Origin of the sequence: Rhodobacter sp. Har01, from assembly GCF_020564565.1 — a bacterium.
Classification (GTDB): Bacteria; Pseudomonadota; Alphaproteobacteria; order Rhodobacterales; family Rhodobacteraceae; genus Pseudogemmobacter.
This window is the reverse complement of record NZ_JAJCTD010000003.1, coordinates 337,531-354,934: the sequence shown is the minus strand read 5'-3', so window position 1 is coordinate 354,934 and position 17,404 is coordinate 337,531. Positions and strand designations below refer to the sequence as shown.

The 17,404-nt window shown below is 68.0% G+C and carries 15 protein-coding genes; 10 read left to right on the top strand and 5 right to left on the bottom strand.

Annotated elements, in window-relative coordinates; translation table 11 throughout:
• Positions 1–86: 86 nt before the first annotated feature.
• On the bottom strand, positions 87–2,057 hold the full coding sequence (locus LHP98_RS10190; RefSeq protein WP_227252428.1) for a protein meaA: 1,971 nt from the start codon (positions 2,055–2,057) through the stop codon (positions 87–89).
• 182 nt (positions 2,058–2,239) lie between these two features.
• Between LHP98_RS10190 and LHP98_RS10185 the strand changes: the two genes are divergently transcribed.
• The 5 genes from LHP98_RS10185 to LHP98_RS10165 all read left to right on the top strand — a co-directional run bounded on the left by LHP98_RS10185 (position 2,240) and on the right by LHP98_RS10165 (position 7,210).
• Positions 2,240–3,604, top strand: a complete 1,365-nt coding sequence (locus LHP98_RS10185) for a 1-acyl-sn-glycerol-3-phosphate acyltransferase (protein WP_227252427.1) — start codon at positions 2,240–2,242, stop codon at positions 3,602–3,604.
• Positions 3,605–3,712: 108 nt separating this feature from the next.
• Positions 3,713–5,005 carry a crotonyl-CoA carboxylase/reductase gene (gene ccrA, locus LHP98_RS10180; protein ID WP_227252426.1) on the top strand — a complete coding sequence of 431 codons (1,293 nt, stop codon included), beginning with the start codon at positions 3,713–3,715 and terminating at the stop codon, positions 5,003–5,005.
• Between the two features lie 162 nt (positions 5,006–5,167).
• Positions 5,168–5,356, top strand: coding sequence for a hypothetical protein (locus tag LHP98_RS10175; protein WP_227252425.1), 189 nt, complete (start codon positions 5,168–5,170; stop codon positions 5,354–5,356).
• Positions 5,357–5,415: 59 nt separating this feature from the next.
• On the top strand, positions 5,416–6,945 hold the full coding sequence (locus LHP98_RS10170) for an ATP-dependent DNA helicase (protein WP_227252424.1): 1,530 nt from the start codon (positions 5,416–5,418) through the stop codon (positions 6,943–6,945).
• A gap of 28 nt (positions 6,946–6,973) precedes the next feature.
• Complete coding sequence (locus LHP98_RS10165; protein ID WP_227252423.1) at positions 6,974–7,210, top strand: Lrp/AsnC ligand binding domain-containing protein; 237 nt, start codon at positions 6,974–6,976, stop codon at positions 7,208–7,210.
• Between the two features lie 130 nt (positions 7,211–7,340).
• Here LHP98_RS10165 and LHP98_RS10160 read toward each other — a convergent pair whose 3' ends face one another.
• Together LHP98_RS10160 and LHP98_RS10155 are read right to left on the bottom strand one after the other, a co-directional pair.
• Positions 7,341–8,402 carry a quinone-dependent dihydroorotate dehydrogenase gene (locus LHP98_RS10160; protein WP_227252422.1) on the bottom strand — a complete coding sequence of 354 codons (1,062 nt, stop codon included), beginning with the start codon at positions 8,400–8,402 and terminating at the stop codon, positions 7,341–7,343.
• A complete protein-coding gene (locus tag LHP98_RS10155; protein WP_227252421.1) occupies positions 8,399–8,737 on the bottom strand; it encodes a DUF952 domain-containing protein in 339 nt (112 codons plus the stop codon). The genes LHP98_RS10160 and LHP98_RS10155 overlap by 4 nt, the downstream gene beginning before the upstream one ends.
• A gap of 141 nt (positions 8,738–8,878) precedes the next feature.
• Here LHP98_RS10155 and LHP98_RS10150 point away from each other — a divergent pair, with 141 nt between their 5' ends.
• The gene (locus LHP98_RS10150; protein ID WP_227252420.1) at positions 8,879–10,387 is read left to right on the top strand and encodes a bifunctional metallophosphatase/5'-nucleotidase; all 1,509 of its coding nucleotides are present in this window, start codon (positions 8,879–8,881) and stop codon (positions 10,385–10,387) included.
• Positions 10,388–10,493: 106 nt separating this feature from the next.
• On the opposite strand, the gene LHP98_RS10145 is transcribed toward LHP98_RS10150, so the two are convergent.
• On the bottom strand, positions 10,494–11,396 hold the full coding sequence (locus LHP98_RS10145; RefSeq protein ID WP_227252419.1) for a phosphotransferase family protein: 903 nt from the start codon (positions 11,394–11,396) through the stop codon (positions 10,494–10,496).
• 84 nt (positions 11,397–11,480) lie between these two features.
• On the opposite strand from LHP98_RS10145, the gene LHP98_RS10140 reads away from it, so the two are divergent.
• Both LHP98_RS10140 and LHP98_RS10135 read left to right on the top strand, forming a co-directional pair.
• Positions 11,481–12,095 (top strand): class I SAM-dependent DNA methyltransferase, encoded by a 615-nt coding sequence (locus LHP98_RS10140; RefSeq protein ID WP_227252418.1) that lies wholly within the window; start codon positions 11,481–11,483, stop codon positions 12,093–12,095.
• A complete protein-coding gene (locus LHP98_RS10135) occupies positions 12,095–12,751 on the top strand; it encodes an SOS response-associated peptidase (protein WP_227252417.1) in 657 nt (218 codons plus the stop codon). Before LHP98_RS10140 ends, LHP98_RS10135 begins: the two co-directional genes overlap by 1 nt.
• 303 nt (positions 12,752–13,054) lie before the next feature.
• Here LHP98_RS10135 and betC read toward each other — a convergent pair whose 3' ends face one another.
• A complete protein-coding gene (betC, locus tag LHP98_RS10130) occupies positions 13,055–14,560 on the bottom strand; it encodes a choline-sulfatase (protein WP_227252416.1) in 1,506 nt (501 codons plus the stop codon).
• A gap of 301 nt (positions 14,561–14,861) precedes the next feature.
• Between betC and LHP98_RS10125 the strand changes: the two genes are divergently transcribed.
• Both LHP98_RS10125 and LHP98_RS10120 read left to right on the top strand, forming a co-directional pair.
• The gene (locus tag LHP98_RS10125) at positions 14,862–15,005 is read left to right on the top strand and encodes a hypothetical protein (protein ID WP_227252415.1); all 144 of its coding nucleotides are present in this window, start codon (positions 14,862–14,864) and stop codon (positions 15,003–15,005) included.
• Positions 15,006–15,268: 263 nt separating this feature from the next.
• Positions 15,269–17,305, top strand: a complete 2,037-nt coding sequence (locus LHP98_RS10120; protein WP_227252414.1) for a CocE/NonD family hydrolase — start codon at positions 15,269–15,271, stop codon at positions 17,303–17,305.
• Positions 17,306–17,404: the final 99 nt, after the last annotated feature.

Sequence of the window (17,404 nt, the reverse complement as noted above, 5' to 3'; positions counted from 1 at the left end):
TCTCGCCGGGGGGCGAAATCCTTGATCTGCGTCATGCTTTTCCGCCATGGCCCGTGGTGCGGCGTTCCGCCACCCGCTGGCCCGACCTATTCGGCGGCCACGGGGGCGGGGTCGACCAGCGCGACGATGTCCAGCATGATGCGGTTCAGCTCGAAATCCTTGGGCGTGTAGACGGCGGCCACGCCCATCGCGCGCAAGCGCACCGCGTCCTCGTCGGGGATGATGCCGCCGACGACCACCGGAATATGCGACAGCCCGGCCGCGCGCATCCGTTCCAGCGTTTCGGTGATCAGCGGCAGGTGGCTGCCCGACAGGATCGACAGGCCGATGATATGGGGCTGCTGGTCCTCGGCGGCGGTGACGATCTCGGCCGGGGTCAGGCGGATGCCGTCATAGGTGATGTCCATGCCGCAGTCGCGGGCGCGTGCGGCGATCTGCTCGGCACCGTTGGAATGGCCGTCCAGGCCGGGCTTGCCGACCAGGAACTTGAGCCGGCGGCCAAGTTTCGATGAGACAGCGTCCACCGCGGCACGGATCGGGTCGAGGCCTTCGGTGCGGTTGCTGGGGGCCTTGGAGACGCCGGTGGGGGCGCGGTATTCGCCGAAGACGGCGCGGATCACCGCGGCCCATTCGCCGGTGGTGGCACCGGCTTTCGCGGCGGCGATAGAGGGCGGCATGATATTGGCGCCGGTTTCCGCAGCCTGCCGCAGTGCGGCAAGGGCGGCCTTGACCGCCGCCCCGTCGCGGGTCTGTTTCCAGGCCGCAAGGCGGGCCAGCTGGTCGGCCTCGGCGGCGGCGTCCACCACCATGATGGCGCCCTCGCCGGTGGTCAGCGGCGAAGGCTCGGTGGTGGTGAAGCGGTTGACGCCGACGACGGTGGTCTCTTTCGCCTCGATCCGGGCGAGGCGGTCCGAATTCGCCTCGACCAGCCGGCCCTTCATGTACTCGATCGCGGCCACGGCGCCGCCCATGGCGTCGATCTGCGCCAGTTCGGCCCGGGCGCCGTCCTTCAGCGCCGCGACCTTGCGGTCGATGGCAGGGTTGCCGTCGAAGAGGTCGTCGTATTCCAGAAGGTCGGTCTCATAGGCCAGGATCTGCTGCATCCGCAGCGACCATTGCTGGTCCCAGGGGCGGGGCAGGCCCAGCGCCTCGTTCCAAGCCGGCAGCTGCACGGCGCGGGCGCGGGCCTTCTTCGACAGGGTGACGGCCAGCATTTCGATCAGGATGCGGTAGACGTTGTTTTCCGGTTGCTGCTCGGTCAGGCCAAGGCTGTTGACCTGCACGCCATAGCGGAAGCGCCGAAAGCGGGCGTCCGCGATGCCGTAGCGGTGTTCGCAGATCTCGTCCCAGAGGTCGACGAAGGCGCGCATCTTGCACAGCTCGGTCACGAAGCGGATGCCGGCGTTGACGAAAAACGATATGCGGCCCACCATTCCGGGGAAATCTGCGGGAGAAACCTTCCCTTTCAGATCATCCAGCACCGCGACACCCGTTGCCAGCGCGAAGGCCAGTTCCTGCTCGGGCGTCGCGCCCGCCTCCTGCAGGTGGTAGCTGCAGACGTTCATCGGGTTCCACTTCGGCAAGTGCTGCCCGGTGTATGCGGCGACGTCGGTGATCAGCCGAAGGCTGGGCTTCGGCGGGCAGATGTAGGTGCCGCGGCTGAGGTATTCCTTGATGATGTCGTTCTGCACTGTGCCTTGCAGCGCGGCCACGTCAGCGTCCTGCTCTTCCGCGACCGCGATGTACAGCGCCAGGAGCCAGGGCGCCGTGGCGTTGATCGTCATCGAGGTGTTCATCTGGTCCAGCGGGATATCCGCGAACAGCGCGCGCATGTCGCCAAGGTGGCAGACGGGGACGCCGACCTTGCCGACCTCTCCCTTCGCGCGCGGATCGTCGCTGTCATAGCCGGTCTGGGTGGGCAGGTCGAAGGCGACCGACAGCCCGGTCTGGCCCTTGGCCAGGTTGCCGCGATAGAGCGCGTTCGAGGCGGCGGCGGTGGAGTGGCCGGCGTAGGTGCGGAACAGCCAGGGCGCGACCTTGGGGGCGTCTTTGGTCATGGCAGGTCTCCGACTCGGGTGCGCAAGAATATTTCGTTCCTGGCCGGAATAGCGTTCATTTCCTTCCCCTGTCAATCGCTGCGCTGCGGCGAAGGCGGACCGGGGCCAGCCCCCGGACCCCTGGGTTATTTGGTGAACAGCAAGCGCATTGCGGCAAGGCCTGAATGGGATAGGCTGCGGCCATGTTCGACACGGTCGCGGTTCCGGTCTGGCTGTTGATCCTGATCCTCGGCTTTGCCGCGGTCAGTTTTGCCACGCACTTCCTGTTTCCCTCGGTGCGCTGGTTCTTTCGCGGGCGGGCCGAGAAGGCCCTGGCGCGGCTGAACGCGCGGCTCGATCGCAAGATCGAATGGTTCAAGCTGGCGCGGCGCTCGGACATGGTGGTGCGGCTGGCCTATGACCCGGCGGTGATGGAGGCGGCGGCGGCTCAGGCGGCCGCGACCGGGGTGCCGGGCGAGGTGGCCTTTGAAGAGGCTCGGGCCTATGCGCGCGAGATCGTTCCGGCGTTTTCCGCCACGGTCTATTTCGGCTTTGCCACCCGGGCAGCCAAGGGGCTTTCGCGGCTGTTGTTCCGCGTGCGCGTCGGCAAGGTGGACCAGGAACTGCGCCTTATTGACCCCAAGGCGACGGTGGTCTTCGTGATGAACCACCGGTCCAACCTGGATTACGTGCTGGTGACCTGGCTGGTGTCGGAACGCAGCGCGATTTCCTATGCAGTGGGCGAATGGGCGCGGGTCTGGCCGCTGTCGGCGCTGATCCGCTCGATGGGGGCCTATTTCATCCGGCGCGGCAGCCGCAATGCGCTGTATCGCCGGGTGCTGGCGCGTTACGTGCAGATGGCCACCGAAGAAGGCACCACACAGGCGATGTTCCCAGAGGGCGGGCTGAGCCTGGATGGCCGCGTCGGGCCGGCCAAGCTGGGCCTGCTCAGCTATATCGTGGAAGGCTTCGATCCGGCGGGCCGGGACGTGGTCTTCGTGCCGGTGGGGCTGGCCTATGACCGGGTGCTGGAAGACCGGGTGCTGGTCGAGGCCGCACGGCAGGGCGGGCGGCGGTTCCGCAACCGGCCCTTGCGGGTGGCCTGGGCCTCGGCGCGGTTCCTCTGGGCGCGGTGGCGGGGGCGGACCCGGGGCTTTGGCACGGCAGCGGCCGGATTCGGGGCGCCGATGTCACTGCGGGCGCATCTGGCGGCCGGGGGCACGGTCACCAGTCTGGGCGCCGGTCTGATGCAGCGCATCGCGGCGGTGGTGCCGGTGCTGCCGGTGCCGCTGGTGGCTGCCGCCTTGGGCACGGGTGCGGACAGCCGCGAGGTACTGGCGGCGCGGGTCGAAGCGCTGGTCGCGCGGCTGGTGGCGGCGGGCGCGGTGCTGAAGCTGCCGCCGCAGGGATTGCGGGCCACGCTGGACGAGGGCCTGACGCCGCTGCTGGCGCGCGGGATCGTCACGCCCGGCCTGCAGGTGGCGCCGGGGCAGGCTGACCTGCTGGCGTTCTACGCCGCCTCGGTGCCCTTGCCGCCCAACGAAAATTCTGCGCTGCGGCAGACATAAAATTACAAAATCGACTTTGCCACTATTGCAAAGTTGCGCACAGCCCCCTAATTCTTCGCTCCAAAGCCGACCGATTCTGCGGCGCGGCACAATTGAGAGGAGCGCCCAATGGCCCTGGACCAGCCCGCCGAGATCGTCAGCTACGACGCTCCGAAGAAGGATCTGTACGAGATCGGCGAGATGCCGCCCCTCGGCCATGTGCCGGCAAAGATGTACGCCTGGGCGATCCGTCGCGAACGCCATGGCGAGCCCGATACGGCGATGCAGGTCGAGGTGGTGGACACCTGGAAGCTGGACAGCCACGAGGTGCTGGTGCTGGTGATGGCGGCCGGCGTCAACTACAACGGCGTCTGGGCCAGCCGGGGCGAACCGATCAGCCCCTTCGACGGCCACAAGCAGCCCTATCACATCGCCGGGTCCGACGCCTCGGGCATCGTCTGGGCGGTCGGTGACAAGGTCAAACGCTGGAAAGTGGGCGACGAGGTGGTGATCCACTGCAACCAGGACGACGGCGACGACGAATTCTGCAACGGCGGCGATCCGATGTATTCGCCGACCCAGCGGATCTGGGGCTACGAGACCCCTGACGGGTCTTTCGCGCAGTTCACCAAGGTGCAGGCGCAGCAGCTGATGCCGCGGCCGCGCCATCTGACCTGGGAGGAAGCGGCCTGCTACACGCTGACGCTGGCCACCGCCTACCGGATGCTGTTCGGCCATGCCCCGCATGACCTGAAGCCGGGCCAGAACGTGCTGGTCTGGGGCGCAAGCGGCGGCCTGGGCTCCTATGCGATCCAGCTGGTGAACACCGCGGGCGGCAATGCGATCGGCGTGATCTCGGATGAAAGCAAGCGCGAATTCGTCATGGGCCTGGGCGCCAAGGGCGTGATCAACCGCAACGACTTCAAGTGCTGGGGGCAGCTGCCCACGGTCAACAGCCCCGAATACAACGACTGGCTGAAGGAAGCCCGCAAGTTCGGCAAGGCGATCTGGGACATCACCGGCAAGGGCGTGAATGTCGACATCGTCTTCGAACACCCCGGCGAGGCGACCTTCCCGGTGTCGTCGCTGATCTGCAAGAAGGGCGGCATGGTGGTGATCTGCGCCGGCACCAGCGGTTTCAACTGCACCTTCGACGTGCGTTACATGTGGATGCACCAGAAGCGTCTGCAGGGCAGCCACTTCGCGCATCTTGCCCAGGCCAGCGCCGCCAACCGGCTGATGATCGAACGCCGCCTGGACCCCTGCATGTCCGAGGTCTTTCCCTGGGCCGAGATCCCGGCGGCGCACATGCTGATGCGGCGCAACCAGCACAAGCCGGGCAACATGGCGGTGCTGGTGCAGGCCCCGCGCACCGGGTTGCGCACCTTCGAGGACACGCTCGAGGCCAGCCGCGACCACTGATCGCAGGATTTCGACGCAGCGAACCGCCGCACCGGCCTGGGTGCGACGGTTTTTTTGCTTGAGATTCCCGCAAAGGCAACGCTCAGTTGAGCGATGGCGTCTGAAATACATCCAGGACGGGTGCAGCCGGTCGCCGGACGGTTTTGCAGGCTTGGGGGCGTCATGCGGCATGACTGGGTTTTCGATGTGCTGAGGGATCTGATGGCCTATGCGCAGAAGAACGACCTTCCAGCGCTGGCAGTCCGTGTCGAAGAGGCCCTTGCGGTGGCCGAAGCCGAGGTTGCCGGTCTTCGGGATGGGCAGCCGATGTCCTCGGCGCAGGGTTCCACGCGCACCGGTCGCCCGCATTGACGCCGACCTGAGCCGGGCCGGGGTGGCTCTTGCCCGGCCGCATGGCTAAGGTCGCGGCCATGACGCGCGCGGAATTGACCCTGTCTGACGATCAGGCCGAGGCCTGGGACCGGCTGGCCGCCGAGTTCTCGGGCCAGGGGATCGAGCTTGCCGATGGCGCGCTGTCGCCCGCGGTCGAGGGCAAGGCCATGGTCATGGCGGTGATCGGCAAGGCGGGGTCGGGCAAGACCATGCTTCTGGGCAGCCTGTACCGCGCGCTGAAAGAGGCCGGGGTCGAGGTGGTCTCGGCCGATTGGGAGGGCCGCCGCCGCAAGGACCGCCGGACGCTGGCCATCCTGGCGCCCACCAACAAGGCGGCCTCAGTGCTGCGGCTGCGCGGGGTGCCGGCCACCACGATCCACCGCATCCTTTATACCCCGGTCTACGACCCGCAGTATGAAAAGATCGCCGAGTGGCTGGCCGGGCAGGGTACACGGCCGGTGGTCGAGGGGCTGACCGACCAGGCGCTGGACCGCGCCTTTGGCTTTTACCAACAAGTGGCGTCGATTCCGGGCGCCCTCGCGGCCGCGGGCTTGAAGGGATCGGACTTCATCAAGGGCTGGAAGCGGCGCGAAGACCCGCTGGACGTGGGTTTCGTGGACGAGGCCTCGATGCTGGACGAACGCCAGTTCGCAGACCTGCGCGAGATATTCCCCCGACTGGTGCTGTTCGGCGACCCGGCCCAGCTGGCCCCCGTGGGCCAGTCGGGCGAGATGGTGTTCGACCGCATGGCCACCCCCGCCAAGCTGATCCTGCACCGCATCCACCGCCAGACCGCCGACAGCCCGATCCTGGATCTGGCCCACGCGCTGGGCGATGACCGGCTGGGGTTCGAGGCTTTCGAGGCGCTGGTGCGCGACGCCGCCCGCAAGGACGACCGGGTGGTCTGGGCCGAACGGGTGGACGCCGACCTGATGGCGCGCAGCCCGGTTCTGGTGTGGCGCAACGTGACGCGGATCAAGCTGATCACCGCCTTCCGCACCGCGCAAGGCGCCTCCGACTTCGACTTGGTGCCGGGCGAGCCCTTGATCTGCGACGGCATCGAACTGCCGCTGAAGCACCGCAAGAAACGCATCGACCTGGAGGCCCGCGGCCTGATCAAGGGCGCTCAGGTCATCTACCTGGGTCCCGGCAGCCGCCCGGGGTTCGCCAGGCTGCACGTGCTGGGCGCCGAGGACCCGCAGCTCTCCGCCGCCTCGATCATCAAGATCGAAAGGCCGGGCGAGGAGGAACCCTTCATCCCCCATGCCGCCACCATGGGCGCGGCCTTCCTGCATGGCGCGGCGGTCACCATCCACAAGGCGCAAGGCTCGCAATGGCCCGAAGTGCAGGTCTTCGCCCCCGACCTCTGGGCCGCCGCCCAGGCCGGCCGGTCCGAGGCCGGCGTGCCCTTGTGGAAGCGGCTGGCCTATGTGGCGATCACCCGCGCCGAACAGCGCCTGCACTGGGTGGTGCGCAACCGGCTGGGCCTGCCCAAGCGCCCGCTGGGCGTCGATGATCTGCGCGCGCTGGCGCCAGTGCCGCTGGCGCTGGACGCCGAGCAGGGCTAATCTGCCGCCCGAGACAAGGGAGTCCTACATGGCGCTGGTGTTCGTCCAAATCCGCTGCACCCCCGGCAAGACCTATGAGGTCGCCGACGAGATCTGGGACCGCGAGGTCGTCAGCGAACTGTATTCGACCAGCGGCGAATACGACCTGATCGCCAAGGTCTACATCCCCGACGGCGAGGACACCGGGCATTTCCTGTCGTCGAAGCTGTTCGACCTGCCGGGCATCCAGCGGACGCTGACCACGATGACCTTCAAGGCGTTCTGAGGGGCGGACACCGCCGGGGGCGCTGCCCCCGGACCCCCGGGATATTTTGGAGACAGATGAAAGGCAAGGAGGTCCTGCCGATTTCATCTGTCTGCAAATATCCCCGCCGGAGGCTCTTGCTCTTGCCCGCTCAAAGCCAGCGCGTGCGGTCGGTGCCGATGGCGCTGGCGACATTGGCGTGCTTGTCGCGGCGCAGCAGCGCCTCAAGGCCCCAGGCGATGCGCGGGGCCAGGCTGATGCCCTGGTAGACCAGCGCGGTGTAAAGCTGCACCGCTGAAGCACCGGCCTTGATCTTGGCATAGGCGTCCTGTGGCGAGGAGATGCCGCCGACGCCGACCAGCTGCAGGCGGCCTTCGGTCAGTTGCGACAGCCGGGCCAGCACACGGGTGGACTTCTCGAACAGGGGCGCGCCGGAAAGGCCGCCCGCCTCTGCCTGCGATGCGCTTTTCAGGCCTTCGCGCGACAGCGTGGTGTTGGTGGCGATGATCCCCGCCAGGCCGGACGCCAGCGCGACCTCGGCGATGCCAGACAGTTCGTCGTCGTTCAGGTCGGGGGCGACCTTCAGGAACACCGGGATGGCTTTGGGCAATCCGGCACGGGCTTCCATGACGCGCTCAAGCAGCGCGGTCAGGGCGGCCACGCCCTGCAACTCGCGCAAGCGTTCGGTGTTGGGGCTGGACACGTTGACCGTGGCAAAGTCGCAATGGGGGCCGCAGGTTGCCAAGACGCGCGCGAAATCGCCGGCGCGGTCGGCGCTATCCTTGTTGGCGCCCAGGTTCAGCCCCACCGGCACCCGGCTTTCCTTGCGCCGGGCAAGGCGGCCGGCAACGACCTCGGCGCCTTCGTTGTTGAAACCGAAGCGGTTGATCACCGCCCGGTCCTCGGCCAGCCGGAACAGCCGCGGCGCGGGGTTGCCCGGCTGCGGCAACGGCGTTGCAGCGCCCACCTCAAGGAACCCGAAGCCGCTTTTCGACAGCGCGTCGACCGCGGTGGCGTTCTTGTCGAATCCAGCCGCCAGCCCGACCGGGTTCAACAGCGGCATCCCTGCCAGGTCGCACGCCAGCCGGCCCGAGGCGACCGGCCCGGGCTGTGGCGCAAAGCCGATCTGCACCGCCAGAAGGCCCATGCGGTGCGCCCGCTCGGGCTCCATCCGGGAAAACCACGCCAGACCAACACGTTCCGCGAGTCTCACCAGACGCCCTCCGGAAAGATGTGCCCCGCCGCGCCCAAGGGCAGCGACTTGTCCCAGACCACTTCGGCCAGGCGCAGGGGCCGGTAAAGGTGCGGGAACAGCGCGCCGCCGCGCGAGGGTTCCCACTTCAGCGCCGGGCCAAGCGTGTCGGACTCGAACGCCACCAGCACCAGGTCGCTTTCCAGGCCGAACCACTTCGACGCCGTTTCGGCCACCTGGGCCGCGGTGGAAAAGTGGATGTAGCCATCGGCGACATCGACCGGGGCACCGGCGGTTTCGCCGGCGGCGCGGAAGGCATCCCATTCGGGCCGGCGGAAGATCTTGTAGATCAGCATGGCCGGCTTTTGCCCCGGGACGGCCCCAAGGTCAATGTGGCGGGTTGAGCGGTGGGTTGGACCACCGCAGGCTTTGACAGGTCTGGCCGCGCATCCCACAGTGGCAGGATAGTCACTGCATAAACCAACAGGAGAATCGCCATGACGATGATTTCCCGTGGCCTTTGGGCCGCCATCCTGGGCACCACCTGCCTTGCCGCCCCTCTTGCCGCCGAAACCGTGAAGCTGACGCTTCTGGGCGTGGGCGACGTCTACAATTTCGAAGAGGAGGACGGCCGCGGCGGGTTTGCGCGTCTGAACGCAGTGGCACGGGCCGAACGCGCTGCGAACCCCAACACCCTGTATCTCTTCAACGGCGATATGCTCTCGCCATCGCTGGCCTCGGGGTTCGATCAGGGCCAGAACACGGTGGATTTCACCAATCTGGTGCCGTTTGACCTGGCCGTGCCGGGCAACCACGAATTCGACTTCGGGCCGGAGAATTTCTTTGAGAAGATGAAGGCGTCGAAGTACCCTTGGGCTGCGATCAACATCACCAAGGATGACGGCAGCGCCATCGAGGGCCTGGGCGGCGTGATGGTGAAAGAGGTTGGCGGGTTGAAGGTGGCGCTGATTCCGGTGGCGCAGGATACCTCGCCCGAGGTCAGTTCCACCGGCAGCCTCAAGTTCCTGCCGACGGTCGATACCGCCATCGAGGCCGCGAAGAAGGCCCGCGACGAGGGCGCCGACATCGTGGTCGGCGTGGTCCAGACCAACATGGAAAACGACCGCGCGCTGATTGCCTCCCACGTCTTCGACGTGGTGCTGTCGGGCGATGACCATTCCTACGCCACCGCCTATGACGGGGTGACGGCCTATGTCGAGACCAGCGTGGACGCGCAGCTTCTGACACCCATCGACCTGACCGTCGAGGTGTCGGAAGAGGATGGCAAACGCGAGGTCTCCTGGACCCCCTCCTTCCGCTTCATCGACACCGCGACGGTGACACCCGACCCGGAAACGCAGGCGATGGCCGATGCGCTGCGGGCCTCGATGGACCAGACGCTGAACCAGGAGATCGCAACCCTTGGCGCAGGGCTGGACAGCCGCCGCAACGTGGTCCGGGCCGAAGAGGCCACCATGGGCAACCTGATCGCCGATGCGATGCGGGCCGAGACCGGGGCCGACATCGCGCTCATGAACGGCGGCGGCATTCGCGGCGACAAGACCTATGACGCCGGCGCCAAGCTGACCCGGCGCGACATCCTGACCGAACTGCCGTTCGGCAACGTCACCGTGGTGACCGAACTGCCGGGGTCGCAGGTACTGCTGGCGCTGGAGAATGGCGTCAGCCAGGTGGAAAAGGGCGCCGGACGCTTCCCGCAAGTCTCGGGCCTGAGCTTCGCCTTCGACGCCTCGGCCGAAGCCGGGTCACGGGTCAGCGAAGTGATGGTCGGCGGCGCGCCGCTTGAGGCCGACAAGCTCTACACCGTCGCCGTGAACGATTACATCCTGGGCGGTGGCGATGGGTATTCGGCGCTGGGCGGCGGCCGGGTGGTCACCGACGGCCCGACCGGGCACCTCGTCGCGAACGACGTGATGGCCTATGTCGAGAAGCTTGGCACTGTGACCGTGGTGCTGGACGGCCGGATCAAGAAGCTGGGAGGCTAGGACGGGAGGCCGATTTTTCGACGAAAAATCGGGGCTTGGACTGCATCGCCCCACATTTGGTCTTTGCGGGTCCGATCTTTCGACGAAAGATCGGGGTCCAGCCAGATCATGCAGCGATGGCTGCCAGGTGCCGGGCAAAGTCCCCTGTGCCCATCAGCGCCCGGCAGCGGGCGAATCGACCATCGGCGTAGGTGCGGAAGTCGTCGGCGGGGTTCTGGTTGGCCAGCTGGATCAGGCCCCAGAGTGTCCACAAGAGGTCGCACATCGCCTTGTAGATCACCATCCGGCCCCAGTCTCGCGGGCTGGCCGGGCCGTTGAAATAGGCCTGCATCATCTCGGCGTCCTGCGCGTCATCGAAGCCGGCCTCGACCGACAGGTCGCCCAGGTCCCACATCGGGTCGTTCATGCCGGAATATTCCCAGTCGACGATCCACATCCGGCTGCCGGTATCCAGGAAGTTCTCGCACAAGGGGTCGCAGTGGCAGGGCGCCAGCGGCAATTCCCTTGCGGCCAGCGCGGCCCGCACCACCTCGGCCTCGCGCAGCACGTCGTGATAGCCTTCGGGCAGGGCCATGTCCTTGCCCGACAGCAGCCGCAGGTAATCGTCGATCATGGCGAACAGCTCGAACCGCGCCGGGAACCGTGCCCCCGATGCATGCAGGCGCGCGAAGGCCCGGGCGGCGCGGGCGGGGCTGCCCGGGCGGGCCTTGAAGGCGGTGGGTGACATGGTGACGGTGCCGGGGATGAAGCGGGTGACCATGATGCCGCTTGCCGGGTCGGCATGGATCACCTCCGGCGACACCCCGGCCACCGCAGCCGCCTGGGCGGCAGCCGCCTCGTTGGCACGGTCAATGTATTCTTCGGTGCCCTTTCCCGGCAGCCGCAGCACCGCGTCGCCCACCCGATAGACCCGATTGGTCAGGCCCCCCATCCGTTCGGGCCGCCCGTCGAAGGCCCGCAAGGCGGGGAACTGGCGGATCAGGGCGTCGATCTCGGCATCGTCGGTCATGCGGGGCCTCCTGTGGATGCGCGGGAAAGGTTATACATTTCCGCAGCCTTGGCTATTCTGCGCCGGGCAGCAAGGGGGCACGGCATGGCTGAACACGGCGGACACCTGGGCGCAGTCTACGACGCCAAGGCACCACAGGAGGTGGCGGCGGCCTATGACGCCTGGGCCGAGGGTTATGACGCCGAGATGGCGAAGGCGGGCTACCGCCACCCCTCGATCGGTCTGGCGCTGCTGGCGCGTCACCTGCCGCGTGGCGAGGGCCCGATCCTGGATGCCGGCGTCGGCACCGGGCTGGCGGGCCCGTGGTTCGGCATCCTTGGCTGGCCCGAGGTCTGGGGCGTGGACATTTCCGAAGGCATGCTGAAGGTCGCTGCCCGCAAGGGCGCTTACGCCCGTCTGTCGCGCGCGGTGCTGGGCGAACCGCTCGACTTCCCCGATGCCCGCTTCGCCGCGGTGATCTCGACCGGCGTCTTCACCACCGGCCATGTCGGCGCCGAGGCGCTGCCGGAACTGGTGCGCATCACCAGGCCCGGCGGGGTGATCGTGCTGACGGTCAAGGGCACGCTCTGGGACGGCGGCTTTGCCGAAGCGCTGAAGGCCCTGCCGGTGGATCGGCTGGAGGTGTCCGAGCCTTACGTCTCGATGCCCGGCGACCCCGCCACGACCCCCAGCCGCGCCGTGGCCCTGCGCGTCCGCTGATGTGCGGCCGCTTCACCATCACCCACCCAAACGAGGCGCTGGCAGCGCTGTTCGGCGCGGTGCCGGGGAACGACCTGCCTCCGGTGCCGAACTACAACGTCTGCCCGACGACCCCCATCGCCACGGTCACCTCGGACGCCGGCCAGCGCCGACTGCGGGCAATGCGCTGGGGCTTTCTGCCGGCCTGGTACAAGACCCCCACCGACGGGCCGCTGATCATCAACGCCCGCGCCGAAACGGTGGCCACCAAACCCGCCTTCCGCGAGGCGATCCGGTCGCGCCGCTGCCTGGTCCCGGCAAGCGGCTTTTACGAATGGAGCGAGGGGCCACAGGGCGAACGCCTGCCCTGGTACTTCACCCGTGCGGACGGGGAGCCGATGGCACTGGCCGGCGTCTGGCAGCGCTGGCAGGACATCGACACCCTGGCCATCGTCTCGACCGAGGCCGGCGAGGGCATGGCCGGACTGCACCACCGCGAACCGGTGATCCTTGAGGCGGCAGACTGGCCCCTGTGGCTGGGCGAGGCGGGCAAGGGAGCGGCGCTGCTGATGAAACCCACCGCAAAGGGCGTGCTGCACCCGCCCTACAGGGTAGACAAGCGGGTGAACTCGAACCGCGCCTTGGGGCCCGACCTGATCAAATCGCTCGCCGCCTGACCGGGGGTGATCCAGCAGAGCGGCGCAAGCGCCGCACATCTTTCCTCTCGCCTCTGCGCGCAAGCGCGCAACCGGCTCGGCCGCCCGGCATCAACGTGACGCTTCACATCCGGCGGCTCTCCCGGCATCGGCCGTGGCGCTCCGCGGGGGATATTTGAAGACAGATGAAATCTGCTGTCATTCATCTGTCCTCAAATATCCCGGGGGGTTTGGGGGGCTGGCCCCCCAATCTGCCCGAGGAGGAGCGAAGGCGACGACAAGACAAAGGGCGTGCGGCGCTTGCGCCGCTCTGCCGGATCACCGTCATTCGCCGCGGGGGAAGCGCTTGGACTCCTCCAGCACGTTCAGGTCCATGTGGTTGCGCATGTAGCGCTCGGATGCCGCGCGCAGCGGCTGGTAATCCCAGGGGAAATAGGCGCCGTTGCGCAGCGCCTGATAGACCACCCAGCGCCGGGCCTGGCTTTCGCGGATCTCGGCATCGTAGCGGGGAATGTCCCAGCGGGCCTCGGCGAGGGCCTGGAAATGCGCCAGCACCGCCGCTGCACGCGGGTCGGAGGCAAGGTTCGCGCGTTCCTCTGGGTCGTTCGCCACGTCGAACAGCATCTCCGGGTCGGCCGGGCAGCGGATGTATTTCCAGGCCCCCTCGCGCAGGGCCACCATCGGGGTGATCGAGCCTTCAGCGGCGTATTCCATCGGCACCGGGCCGCGCGCCGCCCCTGCGGCCACTGGCACCAGGTTCACCCCGTCGGTCCAGGGCATCACCTCGCCGAGGTCCACGCCGGCCAGCGCGGCGAGGGTCGGCGTCAGGTCGATGGTCGAGACCGGGGTTTCCACCAGGCCCGGCGCCAGCCCGGGGGCGGCGATCATCAGCGGCACCCGGGCCGAGCCTTCGAAGAAGTTCATCTTGAACCACAGCCCGCGCTCGCCCAGCATCTCGCCGTGGTCCGACAGGAACACCACGACGGCTTCTTGCCGGGTCGTCTCGAGCGTGGTGAGGATTTCGCCGATCTTGTCGTCGATATAGGAGATATTGGCGAAATAACCCTGGCGGGCGCGGCGGATCTGGTCGGCGGTGATGTCGAAGGCGCGCCAGTCGCAGGCATCGAGCAAGCGCTGGGAATGCGGGTCCATCTGGTCATAGGGAATGGCCGCGGGCGGTTCCAGCTCGGCGGCACCTTCGTAGAGGTCCCAGTAGCGGCGGCGGGCGACGAAGGGGTCATGCGGGTGGGTGAAGCTGACGGACAGGCACCAAGGGCGCGCATCGGCCCCGCGCGACAGGTCATACAGCTTCTGCACCGCCTGGAAGGCGACGTCGTCGTCGTATTCGTACTGGTTGGTGATCTCGGCCACCCCGGCGCCGGTGACCGAGCCGAGGTTGTGATACCACCAGTCGATCCGTTCTCCCGGCTTGCGGTAGTCCGGGGTCCAGCCGAAATCGGCGGGGTAGATGTCGGTGGTCAGGCGCTGCTCGAACCCGTGCATCTGGTCGGGGCCGACGAAGTGCATCTTGCCCGACAGCGCGGTCTGATAGCCCGCCCTCCGCAGGTGGTGGGCGAAGGTGGGGATGTCAGAGGCGAACTCGGCCGCGTTGTCGTAGACCCGGGTGCGGCGCGGCAACTGGCCCGACATGAACGACGCACGGGCGGGCGCGCAGAGCGGCGAGGCCGTGTAGGTATTGGCGAACCGGGCCGACCGCGCGGCAAGCCGCGCCAGATTGGGCGCATGCAGGAACGGCGCGGGCCCGTCGGGGAACAGCGTTCCGTTCAACTGGTCGACCATCAGGATCAGGATGTTGGGGCGGGTGGTCATGCAGGGGTCCTCACCGTAGGCCGCGCCAGCATAGGGGTGCAGATGCGGCACCGGTAGCCCGCTTGGGACTCTTCTCCGCCGGAAACCGAAGCCCGGCAGTCTTCCCGGCGCAATTGCCCTGTCGCGCCGGTGTCGCGGCGGGCAGGCTGTACCCCTGCGTGCAGCGCATTTTGCTGGCGAAACGCTTGGTCGAGACCATCGTCCGTGGCACGTCTTCCTGCGGCGGCATGCGCATCACGCCCTGGGGCACGGTGCTGCACACCGGGGAAACGACAGCAGCGCCCGGGAGATTCCGGACCCAATGGCGATCACCGAACCCGTGACCATCACCGACCGGGCCACGGGCGTCGCCGTGAGGGTGCGGCGCTGGATGGCCTTGCCGGCCATTGCCGGTGACGGCATCGGCATCACCCGGACGGGTGCGCTCTGTGCCGGCGACGCCTGATCCCGTGTCACCGGCAGGACCGCCTGTGTCTCGATCCGGCTTTCGAAGGATTCGACGATGGCGAAGCTTGAGGACTGCGGGACCGGCGATCTGGTGAAGACCACCGGCCGGACAAACGTCGCCCCATGAGCGGGGCCTGCCTTGACCAAGGCAGGAACACGCTCCGGTCGGCCCCGGTTTTGTCGTTTTCCGGCGATGCGGCGGCGGGTTCGGGCGCGGAGCGGACCGCGCTGCGGGGTCAGATGGCGGCAGAGGAGCCACCGATGACCATCCGCACTGATTTCCCATGTCGCGTTGTCGAGCACGAGGACATGGGGATCGTGATGCCCGATGGCGTGCGGCTGTCGGCGCGGGTCTGGCTGCCTGCGGATGCAGCGGTGCGACCGGTTCCGGCGGTGCTGGAATACATCCCCTACCGCAAGCGCGACGGGACCTTGCCGCGCGATGAAAGGATGCATCCCTATTTTGCCGGGCATGGCTATGCGGCCGTGCGGGTGGACATGCGCGGCAATGGCGACAGCGGCGGGCTGATGCTGGACGAGTATGGCCAGCAGGAGATGGACGACGCGCTGTCGGTGATCGACTGGCTGTCGCGGCAGCCCTGGTGTTCCGGCGCGGTCGGAATGATGGGGAAAAGCTGGGGCGGGTTCAACTGCCTGCAGGCGGCCTGGAACGGCCATCCGGCGTTGAAGGCGGTGGTGTCGGTCTGCTCGACCAGCGACCGCTTTGCCGACGACATCCACTTCAAGGGCGGCTGCCTTCTGGGCGAGAACTTCGGCTGGGGGGCGGTGATGCTGTCCTATTCCAGCCGTCCGCCGGACCCGGTGTTGCGGCCGGACTGGCGTGAGACGTGGTTGCAGCGGCTGGAGGCCGAGCCCTGGCTGGCGCCGCTCTGGGCGGGGCACCAGGCGCGCGACAGCTATTGGGCGCATGGCTCGGTCTGCGAGAACTGGGCGCGCAACCGGGTGCCGGCGATGGTCTGGGGCGGCTGGGCGGACGGCTACATGAACACTGTGGCGGCGATGGTGGCAGGGGCACCGGCGCCGGTGAAGGGCGTGGTGGGCCCTTGGGTGCACCAGTATCCGCAGACCGCCGTGCCGGGGCCGCAGGTGGGCTTCCTGCAGATGGCGATCCGCTGGTGGGATCGCTGGCTGAAGGGCATCGAGAATGGCGCCGAGGCTGACCCGGCCTATCGCGCCTACATCCTGCATTCCCGGCCGCCGGACGCCAGCGCGGTGCACCGCGCGGGGCATTGGGTGGCCGAGGGCGCCTGGCCGTCGCTGCGCGTCGTGCCGCAGGTCTGGCATCTGGCGGCGCCGGGGGGCTTCGCGCCCCCCGGACCCCCCGCGGGGTATTTGGGCCAAGATGTAGGGGCGGGCGCGTTTTCGGTGAGCGTGGCCACGCCGCAGCATCTGGGGTTGGCGGCGGGCGAGTTCTTTCCGATGGGGCTGAACGCAGAAATGCCGGGCAACCAGGCGGCAGACGATGCGCTGTCGGTCTGTTTCGACGGGCCGGTTCTGGCCGAGGACCTGCAATTGCTGGGGGCGGCGGAACTGCGGCTGCGGCTGGCCTCGGACCGGCCGTTGGGCTTTGTGGTGGCGCGGCTCTGCGATGTGGCGCCGGACGGGGCGAGTGTGCGGATCGCGCATGGCATGCTGAACCTGTGCCATCGCGGCGGCATGGCGCAGCCCGCGCCGATGGTGCCGGGGCAGGCGGTCGAGGTCGCTTTCAAGCTGGACCAGATGGGCTATCGGCTGGCGGCGGGGCATCGGCTGCGGCTGGCGCTGTCGAACAGCTATTGGCCCTTCGTCTGGCCCTCGCCGGAAGCCGGGTGCCTGACGGTGACGGCAGGGCGCCTGACCTTGCCGGTGCAGCGGGGCGCCGATGCGGCCGAATGGGTGCCGCCGCCGGCGGAGCATGCTGCGCCCTGGAAGCATCGGGTGATCCGCAGCGGCAAGAGCCGGCGGATCATCGAGCGCGACCTGATCGCGGGGACCGAGGCGCTGGTGGTCGAGGACGACCTCGGCGACGCCGAGAATCTGGCGCATGGCCTGTGCAGCGGCGAGACGATGAGCGAACGCTGGGAAATCCATCCCGACGATCCGCTCAGTGCGCGGGCGGTCCATGTCTGGGAACAGCGCCTGTCGCGCGGGGAATGGCGGGTGAAAACCCGGGCCGAGGCCGAAATGACGGCCTCGGCAAGCCACCTTCGGATGCGCGCCCACCTCACCGCCTGGGAGGGCGAGGTGCTGGTCTTGGAACGGCACTGGGACGAGGAGGTGGAGCGCCGCTTTGTGTGATCCGCGACCTGGCGGGGGCGAGAATCGTTGCCCCGCCAGCCCCTTCGCGGTTTAGTGAGTGACAAATCAACAAACGGGCCGGGAAAAATCGGGCCGAGA

Bases quoted from the DNA above. Each gene is read 5' to 3' on its own strand.
- LHP98_RS10190 (WP_227252428.1), bottom strand. From the start codon at position 2,057: ATGACCAAAGACGCCCCCAAGGTCGCGCCCTGGCTGTTCCGCACCTAC.
- LHP98_RS10185 (WP_227252427.1), top strand. From the start codon at position 2,240: ATGTTCGACACGGTCGCGGTTCCGGTCTGGCTGTTGATCCTGATCCTC.
- ccrA (WP_227252426.1), top strand. From the start codon at position 3,713: ATGGCCCTGGACCAGCCCGCCGAGATCGTCAGCTACGACGCTCCGAAG.
- LHP98_RS10175 (WP_227252425.1), top strand. From the start codon at position 5,168: ATGCGGCATGACTGGGTTTTCGATGTGCTGAGGGATCTGATGGCCTAT.
- LHP98_RS10170 (WP_227252424.1), top strand. From the start codon at position 5,416: ATGACGCGCGCGGAATTGACCCTGTCTGACGATCAGGCCGAGGCCTGG.
- LHP98_RS10165 (WP_227252423.1), top strand. From the start codon at position 6,974: ATGGCGCTGGTGTTCGTCCAAATCCGCTGCACCCCCGGCAAGACCTAT.
- LHP98_RS10155 (WP_227252421.1), bottom strand. From the start codon at position 8,737: ATGCTGATCTACAAGATCTTCCGCCGGCCCGAATGGGATGCCTTCCGC.
- LHP98_RS10150 (WP_227252420.1), top strand. From the start codon at position 8,879: ATGACGATGATTTCCCGTGGCCTTTGGGCCGCCATCCTGGGCACCACC.
- LHP98_RS10145 (WP_227252419.1), bottom strand. From the start codon at position 11,396: ATGACCGACGATGCCGAGATCGACGCCCTGATCCGCCAGTTCCCCGCC.
- LHP98_RS10140 (WP_227252418.1), top strand. From the start codon at position 11,481: ATGGCTGAACACGGCGGACACCTGGGCGCAGTCTACGACGCCAAGGCA.
- LHP98_RS10135 (WP_227252417.1), top strand. From the start codon at position 12,095: ATGTGCGGCCGCTTCACCATCACCCACCCAAACGAGGCGCTGGCAGCG.
- betC (WP_227252416.1), bottom strand. From the start codon at position 14,560: ATGACCACCCGCCCCAACATCCTGATCCTGATGGTCGACCAGTTGAAC.
- LHP98_RS10125 (WP_227252415.1), top strand. From the start codon at position 14,862: ATGGCGATCACCGAACCCGTGACCATCACCGACCGGGCCACGGGCGTC.
- LHP98_RS10120 (WP_227252414.1), top strand. From the start codon at position 15,269: ATGACCATCCGCACTGATTTCCCATGTCGCGTTGTCGAGCACGAGGAC.